The sequence below is a fragment of the Paenibacillus sp. Marseille-Q7038 genome, from assembly GCF_965111595.1.
The window spans coordinates 3,291,269-3,309,743 of the sequence record NZ_CBCOOM010000001.1; the positions used below are offsets into that span (position 1 = coordinate 3,291,269).

The 18,475-nt window shown below is 40.5% G+C and carries 15 protein-coding genes; 1 reads left to right on the forward strand and 14 read right to left on the reverse strand.

What is annotated here, in order from left to right; genetic code table 11:
- Window positions 1-129 precede the first annotated feature (129 nt).
- The 6 genes from ACWPWY_RS15695 to ACWPWY_RS15720 form a co-directional block, all read right to left on the reverse strand.
- Window positions 130-618 (reverse strand): cation:proton antiporter regulatory subunit, encoded by a 489-nt coding sequence (locus ACWPWY_RS15695; RefSeq protein WP_454192506.1) that lies wholly within the window; start codon window positions 616-618, stop codon window positions 130-132.
- 28 nt (window positions 619-646) lie between these two features.
- Window positions 647-1,879, reverse strand: a complete 1,233-nt coding sequence (locus tag ACWPWY_RS15700; RefSeq protein WP_454192507.1) for a cation:proton antiporter — start codon at window positions 1,877-1,879, stop codon at window positions 647-649.
- Window positions 1,880-2,176: 297 nt separating this feature from the next.
- Window positions 2,177-2,548 carry a hypothetical protein gene (locus tag ACWPWY_RS15705; protein ID WP_454192508.1) on the reverse strand — a complete coding sequence of 124 codons (372 nt, stop codon included), beginning with the start codon at window positions 2,546-2,548 and terminating at the stop codon, window positions 2,177-2,179.
- Between the two features lie 48 nt (window positions 2,549-2,596).
- Window positions 2,597-3,112 carry a DUF4241 domain-containing protein gene (locus tag ACWPWY_RS15710; RefSeq protein ID WP_454192509.1) on the reverse strand — a complete coding sequence of 172 codons (516 nt, stop codon included), beginning with the start codon at window positions 3,110-3,112 and terminating at the stop codon, window positions 2,597-2,599.
- Window positions 3,113-3,404: 292 nt separating this feature from the next.
- Window positions 3,405-4,571, reverse strand: coding sequence for a DUF4317 domain-containing protein (locus ACWPWY_RS15715; RefSeq protein ID WP_454192510.1), 1,167 nt, complete (start codon window positions 4,569-4,571; stop codon window positions 3,405-3,407).
- A gap of 177 nt (window positions 4,572-4,748) precedes the next feature.
- Window positions 4,749-6,383 carry a formate--tetrahydrofolate ligase gene (locus ACWPWY_RS15720; RefSeq protein WP_454192511.1) on the reverse strand — a complete coding sequence of 545 codons (1,635 nt, stop codon included), beginning with the start codon at window positions 6,381-6,383 and terminating at the stop codon, window positions 4,749-4,751.
- A gap of 297 nt (window positions 6,384-6,680) precedes the next feature.
- Between ACWPWY_RS15720 and hcp the strand changes: the two genes are divergently transcribed.
- Window positions 6,681-8,369, forward strand: a complete 1,689-nt coding sequence (gene hcp, locus ACWPWY_RS15725) for a hydroxylamine reductase (RefSeq protein WP_454192512.1) — start codon at window positions 6,681-6,683, stop codon at window positions 8,367-8,369.
- Window positions 8,370-8,536: 167 nt separating this feature from the next.
- Here the strand turns inward: hcp and ACWPWY_RS15730 are convergent, their stop codons facing one another.
- The 8 genes from ACWPWY_RS15730 to ACWPWY_RS15765 form a co-directional block, all read right to left on the reverse strand.
- Window positions 8,537-9,106 carry an SF0329 family protein gene (locus ACWPWY_RS15730; protein WP_454192513.1) on the reverse strand — a complete coding sequence of 190 codons (570 nt, stop codon included), beginning with the start codon at window positions 9,104-9,106 and terminating at the stop codon, window positions 8,537-8,539.
- 306 nt (window positions 9,107-9,412) lie between these two features.
- The gene (locus tag ACWPWY_RS15735; RefSeq protein WP_454192514.1) at window positions 9,413-10,570 is read right to left on the reverse strand and encodes a cobalamin-independent methionine synthase II family protein; all 1,158 of its coding nucleotides are present in this window, start codon (window positions 10,568-10,570) and stop codon (window positions 9,413-9,415) included.
- A gap of 373 nt (window positions 10,571-10,943) precedes the next feature.
- The gene (locus tag ACWPWY_RS15740) at window positions 10,944-11,912 is read right to left on the reverse strand and encodes a tRNA dihydrouridine synthase (RefSeq protein WP_454192515.1); all 969 of its coding nucleotides are present in this window, start codon (window positions 11,910-11,912) and stop codon (window positions 10,944-10,946) included.
- A gap of 388 nt (window positions 11,913-12,300) precedes the next feature.
- Complete coding sequence (locus tag ACWPWY_RS15745) at window positions 12,301-13,092, reverse strand: ROK family protein (protein WP_454192516.1); 792 nt, start codon at window positions 13,090-13,092, stop codon at window positions 12,301-12,303.
- Window positions 13,089-13,466 carry a winged helix-turn-helix transcriptional regulator gene (locus ACWPWY_RS15750; RefSeq protein WP_454192517.1) on the reverse strand — a complete coding sequence of 126 codons (378 nt, stop codon included), beginning with the start codon at window positions 13,464-13,466 and terminating at the stop codon, window positions 13,089-13,091. Before ACWPWY_RS15750 ends, ACWPWY_RS15745 begins: the two co-directional genes overlap by 4 nt.
- A gap of 119 nt (window positions 13,467-13,585) precedes the next feature.
- Complete coding sequence (locus tag ACWPWY_RS15755; RefSeq protein WP_454192518.1) at window positions 13,586-15,214, reverse strand: glycoside hydrolase family 43 protein; 1,629 nt, start codon at window positions 15,212-15,214, stop codon at window positions 13,586-13,588.
- 65 nt (window positions 15,215-15,279) lie between these two features.
- Entirely contained in the window at window positions 15,280-16,677 is a 1,398-nt protein-coding gene (locus ACWPWY_RS15760; RefSeq protein ID WP_454192519.1) for an MFS transporter, read from the reverse strand.
- Window positions 16,678-17,373: 696 nt separating this feature from the next.
- Window positions 17,374-18,468 carry a DUF1648 domain-containing protein gene (locus tag ACWPWY_RS15765; RefSeq protein WP_454192903.1) on the reverse strand — a complete coding sequence of 365 codons (1,095 nt, stop codon included), beginning with the start codon at window positions 18,466-18,468 and terminating at the stop codon, window positions 17,374-17,376.
- Between the last annotated feature and the right edge of the window lie 7 nt (window positions 18,469-18,475).

Consider the following 18,475-nt stretch of genomic DNA (forward strand, 5'->3'; position numbering starts at 1 on the left):
AAATAGATCAAGACAAAATAAAGACGCTTCTAGGGGGTTGATTCCCGAGCGTCTTTTGTTATTTTTTATAACGTTACTAGCTAGTGTATACTGATCTCCGAAGTCCGTATCAGCGCTACCGAGCCTATGTTATCCTTCTAACAGCAAATCATTCAACTGCTTAAGTTGTTTTCTCTCTCCCGCGATCACAAGAGTCATTCCTAACATCAGTCGATCTTGCGGTCCAGGATTAATCTTCTGTTTCCCCTTCTCCACAATAGCAAGGATCGTTGCACCTGTGCGAGCTCTAACATGTAATTCCTCGATCGTTTTATTAATACTTTTAAAGTGAGGTTCGATTTTGCACCATTCAATGACGAGTTCATCCAGCGTTACTTGAACCGTATCGAGCGCTTTAGGTTTGTACTGCATCCCCCCAATAATGGAAGCAATCTGTCTAGACTCTTCATCATCCAAGCTTACTTGAGAGATGCATTCATCTGGATCCTCATCTAAAAAATGATAGAGTTCTCTTCTTCCATCATTATGGATAACAACAACTATCTTGCTGCCTGAATTCGCTTCCAATTGATACTTCTTTCCTATTCCAGGAAGATCAGTTTCTCTTATAGTTCCCATATACGTAACCTCCATTATTTAAACTATATCAGATGGATTCGTTTAATTTATCCTCTTTCGGCTTTTCCTTTATTTGGTTCCATTTAAACAGTTTATTTAAGCCATTATAGATATGTTTCGATTCTTTTGCCAGTAGCGGCCCAAGAATGGCCAATATTAACACATATAGCGCCGAAAATGGTTTTAAAATCGGTAACAATCCTGCAGATATACCTAAATTAGCTACAATGATCGTGAACTCTCCGCGAGCCATAACCGTAAGACCAATATTGGTCGAAGCTTTATGAGATAGTCCCGCTTTTCGCCCAGCAATCATTCCTGCTAGAATATTCCCTATCATGGTTAACACAACAGCCCCAACGGCAATCCATGCAGCATCACCCAGGGTTAATGGATCAATACTTAGACCGAAGCTAAAGAAGAAAATAGCACCGAAGAAATCTCGGAACGGAACCACGAGCTGTTCGATCCTCTTACTATGGGTTGTTTCCGATAAAGCTAGCCCAAATAATAAAGCCCCGATCGCTTCTGCTACATGCAGAGTTTCGGAAAAACCGGAAATAAAGAACAAGAGTGAGAATACAACAATAATGAATATTTCATTAGAGGTGATATTTAGCAGCTTGTTTAGTAAAGGTGTTCCTTTCCTTGCGATGACGAAGAACAGTAACATATACCCCATTGAGAGCGCTACAGATAGCAAAATACCACCAATAGACGTGGCTCCCCCTAGTAGTAAACCAGACATCACGGATAGGAAAACAGCGAGGAACAAATCATCGAACAAAATCATACCCAGGATGAGCTCTGTTTCAGAGTTACCTGTTCGTCTGAAATCGACGAGTACTTTTGCCACAATGGCCGTAGAGGATACAGATAACATCCCTGCAATAATTAACGTTTCATATAACGGAAAATCGACCATGAAACCATAAGCTAAACCAATAATAAAATTGATAAGAACATATACCGTTCCACCAAACACAATATTGCGACCTGATTTAATTAATTTAGAGACGGAGAACTCGAGTCCTATATAAAATAATAAAAACAGAACCCCGATCCGTCCTAAAAATGTGATCACTTCATTGCTTTCAATGAAGGTCAAATCAATCAAACCCATCGTCGGAGCATGCGGCCCAACTAACATCCCCAAAACAATTAAAAAGGGTATGATTGAAAACTTAAATTTACCTGCAATCAGTGAAAAGATCGCAATAAGTAGTAAAGCGGTTCCAACTTCGAAAATCATATGGTCCATACAACTTCATCTCCCTCCTATGTATCATGTTCAGTAGACCAAATTCCATTATAACTTTAAAAAAACATATAATAAACATTTAAATAAATATTCTCCAAAAATTCATGATCATAAATAGATAAATCCATTCCCTTTTTTAGTTAACAAAAAGAAACCAATCCTTATAAAAGTGTAGTTTACTACACAACATGAAAGGACTAGTTTCTTGTTTCTTTACCACCTTACTTATTTATGTCTGCGAGATAATAATGGTATTCATAAAAAATAAGGCGAAGCCAATCAACGTTATAGATGGGTTTATTCCCTCAATATCACATCAGAACATACTACCGACAACCAGGGTTTTGAGTAGTCTGTTGTAAAAATTCCAACATGTTTTTGCTTATCCAAATTCTCTGTCAGCTCTTTAAAAAGGACAATTGTAAAGAGACTTTCTTTGTTTACCTCATCTGGAGTTAAGAGTAGTTCTGTGCTAGTTTGAAAATCCGCTTTTATGCAATTTTTAAAAATAATCTTTAATAACCTTGTCGTGTCATGACCATCTTGAATGTCCCAATAATAATCAACAACTACTGTCAGGTCGATTAGGTTATCAGCCCATTGAACTTCCGTAACTATACTGTCTGTGAAATCATAATTTTCTAGAACATCATTCAAATTAGCAGCCAACACTTCCGCTCACCTACTTTTCAAAATAAAAGTCTCATTAGTAGAGAGTTAATTCTTAATAAACAAAATCTTTACACCAACAACCTGACTCTCCCCATTTACTGCTTTATACACGCCGTAAGCACCATCACCCGTACCGGTACGAGATACGACGCCACCCGTAAGGACACCCGCTTCTTCCCCATTGTCGGTGATATCACAGCAGGCAAGATACCATTTGCTATCCGTATCGGCATTACCTTCACGATCGGACGCATCTGAAGCTCGGTAATGATTTCTATCAAAAATCCCAGCCTGTCCGCTATCCACTCCAACCACAAATGGACACTTGATCCACTCCAAGAATTTCCCCTGTTCAGCAACCGATTTATGATAAGCCGTCAGTTTAGCATTAGCTTCACCCCAATCTGGAATTTCCACCTTCTCCACTTCCGTGTTCCAAGTACCGTTCGCAACAAGCTCTAACACACCCATGATAACAGTATTGGTATCCAGTTCATAACAAGGGTCAGCCACAACGATTTGCCCAGAATTCACTTCGAAATTACCTAGTTGAATGATCAAGAGAGATTACCTCCATCCTATAATTATGTATGATGTTTATTTTAGCACAGTCCACTTCCTAATATTCCCTTCTTCAACTCATGCTTCAGCGAATGAACAAGCTCAGATCATAGCAGCTTCATATCATCACTCTCAAAATGATCCTTACTAGTTACGTTGGTTAATTCGATTATGTACGAAAAAACGGAGCACCTCGTTAGGGCACTCCGTTTAATTTATTATAAATTTATTTAAAACATAGCTTTGGAATTATTCATGCGGTTAAACTTTAATTTGATATTGTAAGCCAATTCTACAATGTCTCCGTACTGAGCGTAAACCCTTCGATCACAACATCTTCGTCGACCTCAATCATGATGCATCGTTTCCCTTGATAATTCACCTGTTTCACATACTTCAAATCTTGCGGGCTGACCGAAATCGTGGCTACCTTGGTATCGATCTTAATCGATTTTGTGGTATATTTCGGCATAACGCTGCTCGCTTTCAGCTCATAGTTCCTATCATCAACAATTGTTTCAAACGCACGTTCCACTTTTTCCGGCGTTACGTTCTCTATACCGCTTACCGTCAGGACACGTTCCAAATCTTTATAATCCAGCTTCGGAGGTTCTTCTTCCTCCTCGTTTGTTTCAATCACATACTGAATCTCCTCGTACACCTGTGCGATGGTAGAAGCATCCAGTTCTTCACCCGCCACTTCCTTCACGATGTCCTCGAAGAACGCTCTCTCTTCGAGCGCCGTCACGGATCTTTCGGCAGTTAAGACCTGTTCGATGAAATGTGGATCTGGAAAGTTTGATTTCCCCGTACAATACAAAATGCGGTTCACATCAGAATAATTGTCCGTCACGCTAGGATAAAAGAACCCTTGCTCCGGCGAGCTCAATTTGATAATCGGATCTACATTCACATTGTACTTATATTCCCTCTCCACATAATCGAATAAGAGAGTTTTCTTTTGCTTCTCCGTGGAATTCACGCTGCATAAAATGAACGGATGTGCGAATACTTCATCCTTCCCACTCTCCTCAGCCTCTTCATTTCTGGCTTTGGTCGGCAAGTAATACTGTCCACGCACGAACGTAATCACGGTATCCCGTTCATATTTGGCATCTACTAACATTTTATCTACGAGCAGGAGCATAAGGTCCTGCCATTCTTCTGGATCACCTGTTATTAAAGCTTGGTGCAACAGCACCTGCGCAGGTTCCTCCGCTTCCTCTTGAAACTTAAGTTCGAACAACTTTTGATCTAATTCACCAGTGAGTAATTTTTTAAAATTACCCATGTGCAGCTCCTGTTTCTCTCGCTCCACTAATTCAAAGGGATTCCGCTCCCAGTGATAGACTTCGTTCGTTTCCTTCATAATGTACACGTTAAGAATATCGTAAATATTCAGTAAATCATGATCCATCTTAAACTGCTTGCGTATATGCGCGACTTCTTTCTTGTTCATGGTTCCTCAAACAACTCCTAAGAACTTAATTGGTTTTATCAGTATATACGAAAAGAAAGAGTGTTCGCTAGAAAGCTTTTGTTGTTATTTCTCTTTAGGCTTAATTATTTTGTAATCCTACCAGAATTATTTATTCGAAATCATTACTTAAGAAGGTCCTCTTTCCTTCTCCGTATATCAGCTCAAACCTTCGATATGTCCCGCATCATTCAGCTTGATCCGCCATGCCGCCGGTTCTTCAGGCAACCCTGGCATCGTAACCACCTTACCGGTTAGAACAACGACGAATCCTGCACCGGCCGACCAGCGAATATCCTGTATCTCTATTGTAAAATCCTCGGGTGCCCCAAGTGCGGCAGGGCGGTCTGTAAACGAATAAGGCGTCTTTGCCATGCAGACAGGTAGATCCTGCACACCAAGCCGCTCCAGTTCCTTCAGTGCTCGCCTCGCGGCAGGGCGGTATTCGACATTAGCTCCCCGATAGATGCGAGTAACGACCGTCTCAATCTTCTCTGTGATCGGCATATCATCAGGATAGAGCAACTGGAACGTATCTTCTGCTGAGTTGTCAGCCAGCTCCGCTACTTCCTGTGCTAACTCGCGGCAGCCTTCGCCCCCATGCTCCCAAGCGTCTGAGATGATTGCCTTCACGCCAAGCTCTGCACAAAGAGCAGCTACCTGCATCAGCTCTGCTTCCGTATCGTTCGCAAAGCGGTTAATCGCAACGATAACCGGTACGCCGAAGGTGTGCATGTTCTCCACATGACGCTGTAGGTTGGCGAATCCGGATCGTATCGCCTCTACATTCTCCGTTAAGAGTTCCTGCTTGGCTACACCGCCGTTATATTTCAATGCCCGTACAGTTGCGACGATAACCGTAGCTGCGGGTTGTAGACCACCCATGCGACACTTAATGTTCATGAATTTTTCTGCACCCAGATCAGCGCCGAATCCCGCTTCCGTTACAACGTAATCGGCCAGCTTCAGCGCATGGCGAGTCGCCCGTATGCTGCTGCATCCATGGGCGATATTGGCAAATGGACCTCCGTGAACGAATACCGGGTCACCTTCGAGTGTCTGTACCAGATTCGGATGGATTGCATCCTTAAGCAGCGCACACATCGCATCCACCGCCCGAAGCTCACCTGCCGTCACTGGCCGCTTGTCCATGTCATATGCCACGACGATTCGGCTGAGCCGCTCCCTTAAATCGTCCATATTTTCCGCTAAGCATAGCACCGCCATCACTTCCGAAGCCGTCGAAATAAGGAAGCCATCTTCACGCACCGTGCCGTTGTTGTCTCCAATACCAATGACAATCTGACGCAGCGGTCGATCATTCATATCGAGCGCTCGTTTCCATACAATGCGCCCTGGGTTAAGACGCAAAGTGTTACCTTGAAAAATATGATTATCGATGAGTGCCGCGAGTAGATTATGCGCTGATGTAATCGCATGGATATCGCCTGTAAAGTGCAGATTAATATCCTCGGCTGGCACAATTTGAGCTTTCCCACTGCCTGTGGCGCCGCCTTTCATGCCCATGCAAGGACCGAGCGATGGTTCACGCAGTGCGGCAGCCGCTTTTCGTCCAATCCGATTCAATCCTTGCGTGAGTCCGATCGTTGTTAATGTCTTGCCTTCCCCTGCTGGGGTCGGATTCATTGCGGTAACGAGAATTAGCTTCCCGTCCGGCCGCTGAGAGATGGATTCCCATACATTCTCGGATAACTTTGCTTTCCATTTTCCGTAAAGTTCAAGCTGATCTAGTTCCAGACCCAGCCTTGCTGCAACTTCTGTGATTGGTTTCATCGATGCCTTCATACCTCTCCTGTTTAATTCGCTATTTCATTGTCTAGTTGAATCCACAAACTCTCAAAAATACTGCTTTTAATCATCCGAGCACTCTTAATCTCTTAAGTTATGCCCCCTATAGGCTATTATAAAAAAAATCATTCCAAGATAGTTAACTTTCTTGAGACGAATTTAGTACAGACTTGGTTTTCAAACGAGAACCAAAAAATAGTGATTCCAATCACCAGCCTCGATTTTGCCGCGGGTTATACTGAATTTAACGATAAGGAGCATACGAAAACGGGAGGGAAAATAATGAATAACAACATGACAAATCAGACCTCAAATCACCAGCCATCCATGTTCTGCTTTCAATGCCAGGAAGCATCCAAAGGAACGGGTTGCACCATTGTCGGAGTATGCGGTAAACCGCATGACGTGGCAAACCTGCAGGATTTGCTGATTTATCTACTGAAAGGGATCTCTTTTCTCAGTCTAGATGTTCGGCTGCCGGAAGCACTTGAACAGCGCGTATCGCTGTTTATCATGGACTCTTTGTTTGTAACTATTACGAACGCTAACTTTGACCGTGAGGTTTTTGTGGAGAGAATAAAGGAAGCAATTGCGCTCCGAGGCGAGGTACGAGCTTTTTATAACGAACAATATCCAGATAGATCGGCCAATCTGCCTGATGCTGCGGTGTGGGAAGCGGATAACGAAGCCGCTTTTGATGAAAAAGCACGTACCGTTGGTGTCCTATCCACCCACAATGAAGATATTCGCTCGCTACGCGAACTGATTACTTACGGCCTCAAAGGAATGGCTGCTTATACGTACCATGCGCTTCATCTGGAGAAGGATGACCACGAGCTGAACCGGTTTATGCGCCGTACACTTGCGGCTACGCTTGACGACACCCTTGAAGTGCAGGATCTGGTAGCTTTGACGATGGAAACTGGCAAATACGGTGTAGACGCAATGGCGATGCTTGATGAAGCAAACACCTCCGTTTATGGTAATCCGGAAATAACGAAGGTGAATATTGGGGTTAGAAACCGGCCCGGCATTCTCATCAGTGGCCACGACCTGAAGGATTTAGAAGAGCTGCTGAAGCAGACGGAAGGAACCGGCGTGGATGTGTATACGCACAGTGAGATGCTTCCGGCTCACTATTATCCAGCATTTAAGAAATATGAGCATTTTGTAGGGAATTACGGAAACGCCTGGTGGAAGCAGAATAGTGAATTTGCAGCCTTTAACGGTCCAATTCTCATGACGACTAACTGCATCGTTCCGCCGAAGGACAGTTATAAGGACCGTATTTATACGACAGGCAACACCGGATTTCCGGGAGTCCGCCATATTCCGGAAGGAACGAACGGCGCTCCTAAGGACTTCTCTGCGCTGATCGTGCAAGCAAAAGAGTGCCCCGCTCCAACAGAACTAGAAACAGGCGAGATTATCGGTGGCTTCGCTCATGCTGCTATGATGAACGTAGCTGATCAAGTGGTTGATGCGGTGAAGTCTGGCGCAATCCGCCGATTCTTCGTCATGGCCGGCTGCGACGGGCGGATGAAATCCCGCAATTATTACACCGATTTTGCGACTGAGCTTCCGAAGGATACGGTCATCCTGACTGCAGGCTGCGCCAAATACAAATACAATAAGCTGGATCTTGGCGAAATCGGCGGAATTCCGCGGGTTCTGGACGCCGGGCAGTGCAATGATTCTTACTCCCTGGTCGTCATCGCCTTGAAGCTGAAAGAAATATTCGAACTTGAGGATATCAATGAATTGCCGATCTCCTACAACATTGCCTGGTACGAGCAAAAAGCAGTTATCGTGCTACTTGCCCTGCTTTATCTTGGCGTCAAAAATATTCATTTAGGCCCTACGCTTCCTGCATTCCTGTCCCCTAACGTTACCAAAGTACTCGTAGAGAACTTCGGGATCGGCGGCATTACCAATGTGGAAGATGACATAAAAATGTTCCTAGGTGCCTAATAAATAGATGCAACATTATTGTTTGCTAACGAACACAAAAAAAGAAGACACACAGGCGCATCCTGTTGTTGTCTTCTTTTTTTATGTCTAAACTCAGTGATTTCACATTTCACTTACATCAAGCTTATTTTCCGTCTCTTTAACACATTAATGACAGTTATTTATTATTATAATGTACTGCGCCGGAGTTCATAAAAATACTGCACAATGGGATGCTTTAACTTTATCTTCTCGGACATGTTTAAAATCCGCTTTTTGCCAACACGTCTGTCGATTAATGCTAATACATTCAATAAGATATCATTGCTCTCTAGATTTTCATCTATTGAAGTAGATAAGTACTTTGTAGCTACAACGACAAAATTAGATTTAGTTAAGGTAGCTTGGGCTGTCAAAAGCTCCTTAGCAAGTACTGCTATTTTCCTGCCTCTTGCAATTACGATTAAACGATCCTCTGGAACAGTACCCTTTGTATCTTGTCTAACCGCTTCAATTTCTTCATTGCTGATAGGGATTTCGAGCGTAGAATCACTCTTAATTTCCTGTTCCGTCTGATACCATCTGATCGAGTTATTTGGATCGCTCATGTTGAGTACGTTCTTTTTATCAACAGCAATATAACAAATCCCTGATTTATCAAGTAAATAACGGTAACTTGTTGCCCGGTATTCGACTCTTCCAATTAACGCAGGACTAAGAAAACTCTCCAGTTCTTTCTTCAATTTACTCCAGGACATGTATCCTCCTATTTCTTAAAGCCTACCACCTATTTTGCAGTTGTCAGGCTTTCTTTGCTTTCTTTTCAGATGATCAGATCGTTTATTAAATCACTTTGTATCTACATCATATACGAATTTATTATATCCCCCGATTCTATCACAACTTTATTTAATTTTCAGTACGTTCCTCTGTTCATAGAAAAAGACTGCCGATAAGTACCATCGACAGTCTTGAGGGTAACTACTCCCCCTCTTAAGTTAATTTACATACTACTGAATCAATTTCATAACTCAGCAACCAAAGGTATTATGAAATTGATTCAACTAACCCCAATATTGCTCTGCAATACGTTGTCCTTGATTAATTTTCGCCCATTGTTCATCTTCCGTAAGTTCATTACCGCCATCACAGGACGCAAAACCGCATTGGTGAGAAAGTAATAAACGATCTTTATCAATGATTTTCGATGCTTCATCAAGCATTCTGACTACACGAGCTTCATCATCCAGCGTATTGGTTTTGGAAGACAACAATCCAAGTACAATTTCGGTTTCAGGCTTATCTTTGAAAACGGCAAGTGCTTCAAGTGATCCTGCACGTTCATCATCCCATTCAAGGAAAAAGCGGTCGTATTTCAGCTGCTTCAAGAATAGATTCGCAATTTTGGCATAGGAGCCGCCGCCCATATTACGAGAGTCATAGTTACCACGGCAGTTATGAGTCCACATTTTCAAGCCTAAGCTATGGCCATAATCAATGATTGTATTGTTAATGTCAATAAATTCGGTAGCGAGAGCCTGCACTTCCTCTTGATCGATATTCTCGCCAGTATAGGGAGAGTTCGGGTTATCATCTGCAAATAGCTCCCATAGACAATCGTCGAATTGCAGAATTTTTCCTCCTACAGCGGCAAAATCCTCTACAAATTCCTTATAAGCCTTAACGAGACCGTCTTTAAGCTCATGTCGATCTTTATATACTGCTTCTTTACCACCAATGTTATCTGACCATGATAGCTCTCCAAAAATATGGGATGGAGAAGGTACACACAGCTTTGTTTCACGGTCGCCAGCAAGCGCTTGAAGTTCTTTAAAGACATGAATAAAATGATGGTTTTTCCCGCTCAATTCACCTGTAATGCGCAAACCAATATCTTTTCGAGTCTCATATTTTGACGTTCCATCTGTGTCTCTGAAAAAATATCCATGATCCGCTATATAGCGGCTAGCCCCCTCAAAGCCCCAGACAAAATCCAGATGCCACATTGATTTGGAATATTCCCCATCGGTTAGAATGGACAGACCATTTTTAATTTCTTTATCGACGACAGCCTGAATCGCATCCGTTTCACACTGCTCATATCCTTGCAAATCCTGATAAAAGGGATAAGTGATATCATCACGATGTTCAATTTCATGCTTATATTCTAATAAATCTGACGGACGCAGCAAGCTACCTACGATTTGAAATCTATTACACATAAAAATTTCCTCCTCGGTTAGTTCATCTCGTTATGTATTGTTTTGATTCTAGCATGGAGGAATACGTTCCACGTAACACTTAAAAGGAATACCTGGTTATAACTAAAAGCTATAGCCAGCAACTAAACTTACCCTATAGTTATTATCGTTTTCTTAAAGACGAATTAGCTAAACAAAAAAACCGAACTCAGAAAAGTTCGGGTACCTTAAATGTGATGAACAGGAAAAAGCCAAGAAAAGACAGGAGTATATACCTGAATTTATCTTGGCTCAAAATGTTGTAACCATCAATTTTACAATCTTAGATTAGTACGATTCTTTTATTTCTCATATAACTTAGGCTATTAACACTTACTCCGCACACCGTTAGGTATTAATCAACATTGTTTTCTTCAAAATTATCAAGTAGTATACGTATTTCATCCGTTGATTTCGTGTTCATCAATTGATTTCTGAGTTCGCTTGCCCCGCGGAATCCTTTGACATATATCTTGAAGAAACGATGAAGCGCTGAAATGGAACGAGGCAATACTTCTATATATTGATCATGCAGATCAAGCTGCAATCTTAGGAGATCAAGGTACTCCTGACTACTATGCTCTTTCGGTTCCTTTTCAAAGGCAAACGGATTTTTGAAAATACCACGCCCAATCATCACGCCATCTACACCATATTTTGTGGCAAGCTCTAGCCCCATTTGACGGTCAAGAATATCACCATTGATTGTAAGTAATGTATTTGGCGCTATTTGGTCACGCAATTCCTTAATTTCCGGAATGAGTTCCCAGTGCGCATCGACCTGACTCATTTCTTCTCTTGTACGCAAATGAATGGAAAGGTTCGCGATATCTTGTTTTAAAATATGAGTTAACCATTCTTTCCACTCCCCTACTTCGTTAAAGCCCAGGCGTGTTTTCACACTTACAGGCAGCCCGCCCGCTTTTGCCGCCTCTATAAGTTCTGCTGCAAGATCTGGAAGAAGGATGAGACCACTCCCTTTCCCTCTTCGTGCGACATTGGGGACTGGACAGCCCATGTTAATATCTATCCCTTTAAAGCCCATCTCGGCCATCCCAATACTCATTCGGCGGAAATTCTCAGGATTATCTCCCCAAATATGGGCAACTAGTGGCTGCTCATCCTCCGTAAACATTAAGCGTCCGCGGACACTTTTCATTCCTTCTGGATGACAGTAACTCTCTGCATTTGTGAACTCAGTAAAAAACACATCAGGTCTGCCTGCTTTAGCAACAACATGACGGAATACTACATCCGTTACATCTTCCATTGGAGCTAGCACGAAAAATGGTTTAGGTAAGTCGTTCCAAAAATTTTCTGACATATTTATATTTCATATCCTTTCATTATAGGTACCTCTTCAAATGCTATTTCAAAATAAATAACGGAAATATTTCTATAACTACAACACACATTTAATAGACTAAGCCATCCATCCCTAATAGAGGACAGCATCTATGTGGACATTCGAATTAAAGGTATTTAATCATTTTACAGTATACCCTAGCTTTATTCATTTATCATCATAAGGTCTTCTTCAGACGATCGTTGTCATGTCGAAAGAAAAAGCCCAGAAAAATAGAAGCAAATCCTTGAATTTCACTCATCTCTCATCCATTTTTTATAAATACAAAAGAGCCCTTACCAGGACTCTTCATTCGTTACATTTTTGAGTTATATTACTACCCGAGATGATTAAAAGTATGGACAGATTACTCCGTAAAAAATAAATCATACAATTCTAGTCCTAAAATTTTTCTACAAATTAAAGCCACGCCACCGAGCAATGTTAATTTATGAATATGGTCATCAATGGAAATAACTTGGGTTGAACCGCGTGGATCAAGTGCCATATATTCTTTACTAATCTCGTCTAATAAATATGGAAAGAAAGCAATAAATCGAGATGAAAGAAACACCGCATCTGGTGCACTATATTGCACTGAATTGTAAGTAATTTGTGCAATAGCTGAAGCCCATTCCTTCATAATAGCAGTTACTTGCTCATCCTTTTTATCCATAAATACAATAAAGTCCTCTAATGTAAAGTTCGGGATGTTTTTCAATTCACTAATCTGATCAAGCACCGCTTTTTCAGAATATACTTCTTCTAATCGGCGTTTCTTTTTATTATCTGAAATGATGATCGATCGCCCAATCTCACCAGACAAACCATGTAAGCCTTTATACAAACTCCTATCGATAATCGTTCCTACACCGATTCCGTTATGAATGTTGATGGCTAGAATATTATCAAATTGAACATGATGAGCATGCTGATAATAGTCTCGGATATAAATAGCAGTGAGATTTGCTTCATTTTCTATGATGACAGGAACATCTATAAGTTCCTTTAACGCATCTATTAAATTAAAGGTTTGAAAATCTAAGAAGGGACTATACAAAATTTGATTATTAAAAACTGGCGCATGCACAGAAATAGCAATTCCTATTAATCCATGAATGGTATCATCAATTTTCAGATTTAAAATAATATCTTTCATGACTGCAAAGATATCCTTAACTTTGTAGTATAAATTTTGATGGAATCATGATGAATGAGCTCGCCATTGATATAATTTATGGAATATCTTAAATGTTTAACTCCCATATCAAACGCCAGTACAAACCCATATTTACGATTAAAGCGTATTAAGTTTGGTCTTCGCCCACCAATATTAGACGCTTCTCCTATTCCTAACTCTTCAATCAAACCCTCGTTGTGAAGCTCACGAACAATAGAAGAAACTGTGGATTTTTGAAGATTGATTTTATCAGCTATTGAACTTCTAGATGTCTGATCAGTATCAAATAAAGTTTTTAATACTAATTTTTTATTATTTTCTCTCATTACATCCTGATCAGTTTTCTTAATCATTTAATTATAATTCCTTTCAGATATTGTTCAGTTAGAAGTATAGCATATTGGATAACCTATCTAAAAAAATAGTTGAAAGATTTACTCTCCCAACTATTTCTAAGTGTCATGATTCAGTTTTATTTTTCTTCAAGTTCTTTATACATAAAATAGTCGAAGTCCGCTGGCAATTCGTAACCGGAATAATCAACATTAGCCATTCCAACAAAAGCTCCAGTGAAAAATCCTCCATAGGATTGAATCACATAATCATCAGACAAGATTGCTGCATTCAACGTCAAGTCAATATCAGTCCAATACTCATTATCAAAAGAATAGGCATAGGTATAGGTCTCTTTTCTAACTTTCACTTTAAAATGCACATAATCAATATCATCAGGTACTTTAATGGCTTTATCCTTAAGGAAACTTGTGAGTACTCCTCGGTCATTCTGAGTCACTTCAATGACCCGTCCATTTATTTCATTCCAGGTTACATGAATCATAGACCAATGCTTCGTATTATAGTAATTTACGAGTCCAGACATCTGCTGAAATGTAAAAGGGGAATACGCTACAGCTGTTTGGGCATCAAAATAAAAGGATTGCCAACGTCTTGCTACAAGTGACTGTTCATGTTCATTTGTTAAAGAGCCTTTACCAAACAAGCGCAAATTCCCTGGCTTTTCTGTAAGTGAACCTATTTTCTCATCAAATGGAACTCGTAAGGTATTAAAATTGATATTTAATGTATCGGAGTCAAAATCATCCTTCTCTGGATAGGTTGGAGCATATTTTGTTTCAACACACCCTTTAGGAGCTTCGACAAAACGACTTCCCTGCTTGCCGCCTACGATATGCGGCCATTTATTATCATCCCACACTACTTTTTGAATTGCTGTTTCTCTTCCTAATGTACACCAGCCGCGCGGATCACGGATCGATTCTGTCTCATGATGCCATGGGCGTCCCGTTAAGTGTGCAAAATACCATTCTCCTGATGGAGTATCTACTAACGAACCGTGTCCACATTTTTGAAGCTCATTATTAGGCGCATCAAATGCAGTCAAAAACACATCACCAGGTTGTGTTTCATAAGGGCCAAATAATTCTGAAGACCTAGCAACTACCTCTTGATGAGAATAAACCGTACCTCCCTCAGCACAAAATAGATAATATTGTCCAAATAACTTATAGATATGAGGACCTTCTACTAACTTAACATCGGTTCCCTTATAAATGATTTTTGAAGTCTCAGGAAGCATTCTCTTTTCTTCAACCGAATATTCCGTAAGTTTAATTCCGTTAAAAGGATGACGATATTCTCGATGATCCCATTCCATTTGGACAAGATATTTTTTTCCATCCTCGTCGTGAAACAGGGACGCGTCAAAACCCACTCCATTTAACTTGATTGGATCACTCCATGGGCCGTTAATGTTTTCAGCAGTAGTTAAATAATTAGTCATATCTTTGAAGGCGCCTTCCGTAACTTTCACATCGGTATAAATAAGCCAAAACTTCCCGTCAGCATAAGATAAATCAGGTGCCCAAATACCTGCCGAATCTTTGTTTCCTTTCATATCCAGCAGCATTTTCGTGGAGAGCGGGTGAGTGATAAGCTGCCAATTGACAAGATCTTTAGATTCATGGATCTGAACGCCTGGAAACCATTCAAATGTAGAAGTTGCAATATAGTAAGTATCATCAACCCTTATAATTGAGGGATCTGCATTAAACCCTTTTAATACTGGATTATTAATTTGCATGAAAATTTCCTCCTTATACCTCTATTATTTAGTAATAACAATTGCCTAAAACATGGACCCATCCCTTAGATACTATGGCGAGCCTCGATTTCTTTATTAATTTCATAAACTTGTTCATCAGTTAAATTGTATTTAGAAATAATAACCATAGCTAGAATTAACAAGATCGCAGGCAGGACAGCAACTAACCATAATATTCCTTGTTGAGCGAAGCTAGATTGTACTTCACTGCCAGCTACATACCCTGTAAAGCTTAGAACAAAGCCAGGGACAACACCGCCTAACGCCATACCAAATTTGAAAAAGAAGCCAGTTAAAGCGTTTACAACCCCCGAAATACGCCGTCCGGATTGAAGCTCGCCATATGAAATCACTTCTGGAACTAATGCCCACATGTATCCGGTTGCAACAATCACACCAGTCGATTTTATGAATTGAGCAATAAGAACCCATGTAATATGATCTTGTGGATTTGGAATGAGATAGATAAAGAGCATCCCAATAATCGCTATACTTAAGAACACCAGAAACATGCTTTTTTTACCGATTGCTTTCTTGATTTTAGGAACTAAAGGTAAAAAGATAAATGCCGGTATAGACCCTAGTGCATTAAACCACTGAACATAATCTGATGCTTGTACAACATACTGCATATAATAAGCTCCGCCTGCATTACCGATCGACATCATGGCAAAAGCGGTTATAAAAAAGAAGGCTAGAATTCGTAATGGTTTATTTCGTTTAAATTCAGTCACCAAATCTGAAATCTTAACTTCATCTTGCTTTGAATCATCCATTACAACTCTTTCTTTTGACTGAGTAAAACAAAACAATAAAATAAGAAAACCGACACCTGCATAAATAGCCATTGTTATGAGCCAGCCAGAAGCACTTGATTTCGTATCCCATGTACCATCGGAAGAGAACAACTTAACAAGTACGGGCACTCCATATGCAACTGCAAGACCGCCGAGATTGGCAAGGAACATACGTGTTGAAGTTAATTTCGTAATTTCGTCATTGTCACGAGTTAATGAAGCATTTAGTGCACCATAAGGTACGTTCAATAAGGTATACAGCATAGATAACCCAACATAAGTCACATACGCATAAATTAAACTACCGGAATAACCATTCCAAAATACTAGTACGGCCAATACTGATAACGGAAATCCAGCAAATACTAAGTACCCTCTATATTTACCAAAACGTGTGGAGTTTTTATCTACAACTGCACCAACAATTGGATCCCAAATAGCATCAATAATTCGTACAACCAAAAACATCGCAGCTGCAACTTTAGGATCTAGTCCATAAACATTGGTGTAAAAAAACAATAAATACGTTGATACCGTATTATAAATGAGATTCTGTGCCAAATCACCGGAACCAAATCCTATGCGTTGCAATCTGGATAGTTTATAAAAGCCCCTTTCATTATTTCTTGTCATACTCGATTCCATAAGTTGTCCTCCTTAGCTCATCATGATGCTGGAAAGCGTTTTCTTCGAATTGATTTTACCATAGTTAGTTCGATGGAGCAACTAAATACCTATCATAATGTATACTTACCTACTTAACGACTTCGGCTATTTATCACAATCTTGACTTTTCTAATATTCTTAACTGCTTTTAGATATACTGATTAGCCCGTTTTCCCTAGAGCTTCTTCATGTAGTAGCTCAGGCAGCGGTTGATAAAAGATTAAAGCTTTTAAGTCTGAAGGTACAACAGAAGATCTCCTGCTAGAGACCTTTGGTCATCCTCCCCAGAACTTCCAAAGTCTAACATAACTGAATAATGCCTATATAAAAACAGAGGAAAGGCTTGATAGAGCTGGGTTTTCCCCTTCTCCATTCTTCCCTTCCCCCTCTTTTATCACGTCTTTATTCGATTTTTAGCACGAGCTATTGCGACTAGCAGGAATTTATTCATCATCTAAAAATCCTGTTCAGTATGAATAAACCCTTGCTAATAAACAGGCCACAACCCCCGCATTCCACCGTCGGACAAATAAAGTCTTGCTAGCAAAACCATGTTTTTCTCAAGATCTCAGAGAATGCTTAAACAATCCAGCAGCTTATAGTAAAAATGTTGAAGAGCATCATCAGTCAATATGAATTATTTATATGTTGAAGCTAGATTACTCTGGTGGAGTACTAACCTCCAAGCCTTGTTCTCACCACAACTAACAGTACAATTATTCCGAGCAAAATCAGCCAGCTTACGGGGTGACCGAAATTTAATCCCCAGCCGACTCCAAATCTTTTCTCGACGATTAAGTTTGAATCCTTGCGATTGAAAAAAATCATACCTAATAGCCACTTATCATCACCATGGACAGGTCTGACATTAGAGGAATCGGCAGATCGCTCCAAGCGGCTTCCACCCTGACCAGCCCAGAACGATAAGGCGAAGACATATAGGCTGATAAAAGCTATTATGATTAGGATAATGGGGATAGCGAAATTGATGTTAAGCAGAGATATCATGTTTAGTTGCACGACGGAAAGGAGGATAACGATTAAGATGCTTGCTGTAATCATAAAACATGACCAAGCACGGCGGAAAGTTATGTCTTGTCTGATGGAACGGTTCGGATTAGTGGGTTGAACCTGCTGCTTCACTCTGCGAATACTCCAATTCTCAAATATGAATACAAGTGTTATGAACACTTGTATTATCGTAGGCATAAACACAGAACTATAAGATTTAGCTGTATAGCGATCTACGTTCCAACTGCTGTTGTAATGGATCGGTATTTGATCTGGAATCAGATCGTAGTTGAGTTGCACAGTTACAATACTAACAACAATAATTAAAACATGAATGAGGAACCAACTACTAGACAAGCCCATGTTTCTTTTCCGAAAACCAGTGTCCACTGCCATGATCGATGATTCCGGAGCAATAGGCAGCATAGGTAGTAAACTTTTCATTTTGAAATGATAGCTAATGTTTATGACAAGGGAGATTACGACCATAGCGAATGAATAAGTTACAATGATCCAACTTTGTTGCTTGGAATGTTCATCACTGTATATTAGGCTGATGATACAAACAATGAGTAGGACGGTAAGCAAGGTAGCACTAATCCTAACATATGACTTCCGCATCTGACGCAGAGGCTCACTGTGGAATTGCACAGCGCTGACGGTGACCCCAAAACTAATTGATTCTCTTGTTAAATAAGGCATGCTTACCATGAGTACAATGCTAGGCACAAATACACAGATCATTACTATAACAGGCATTATCGTC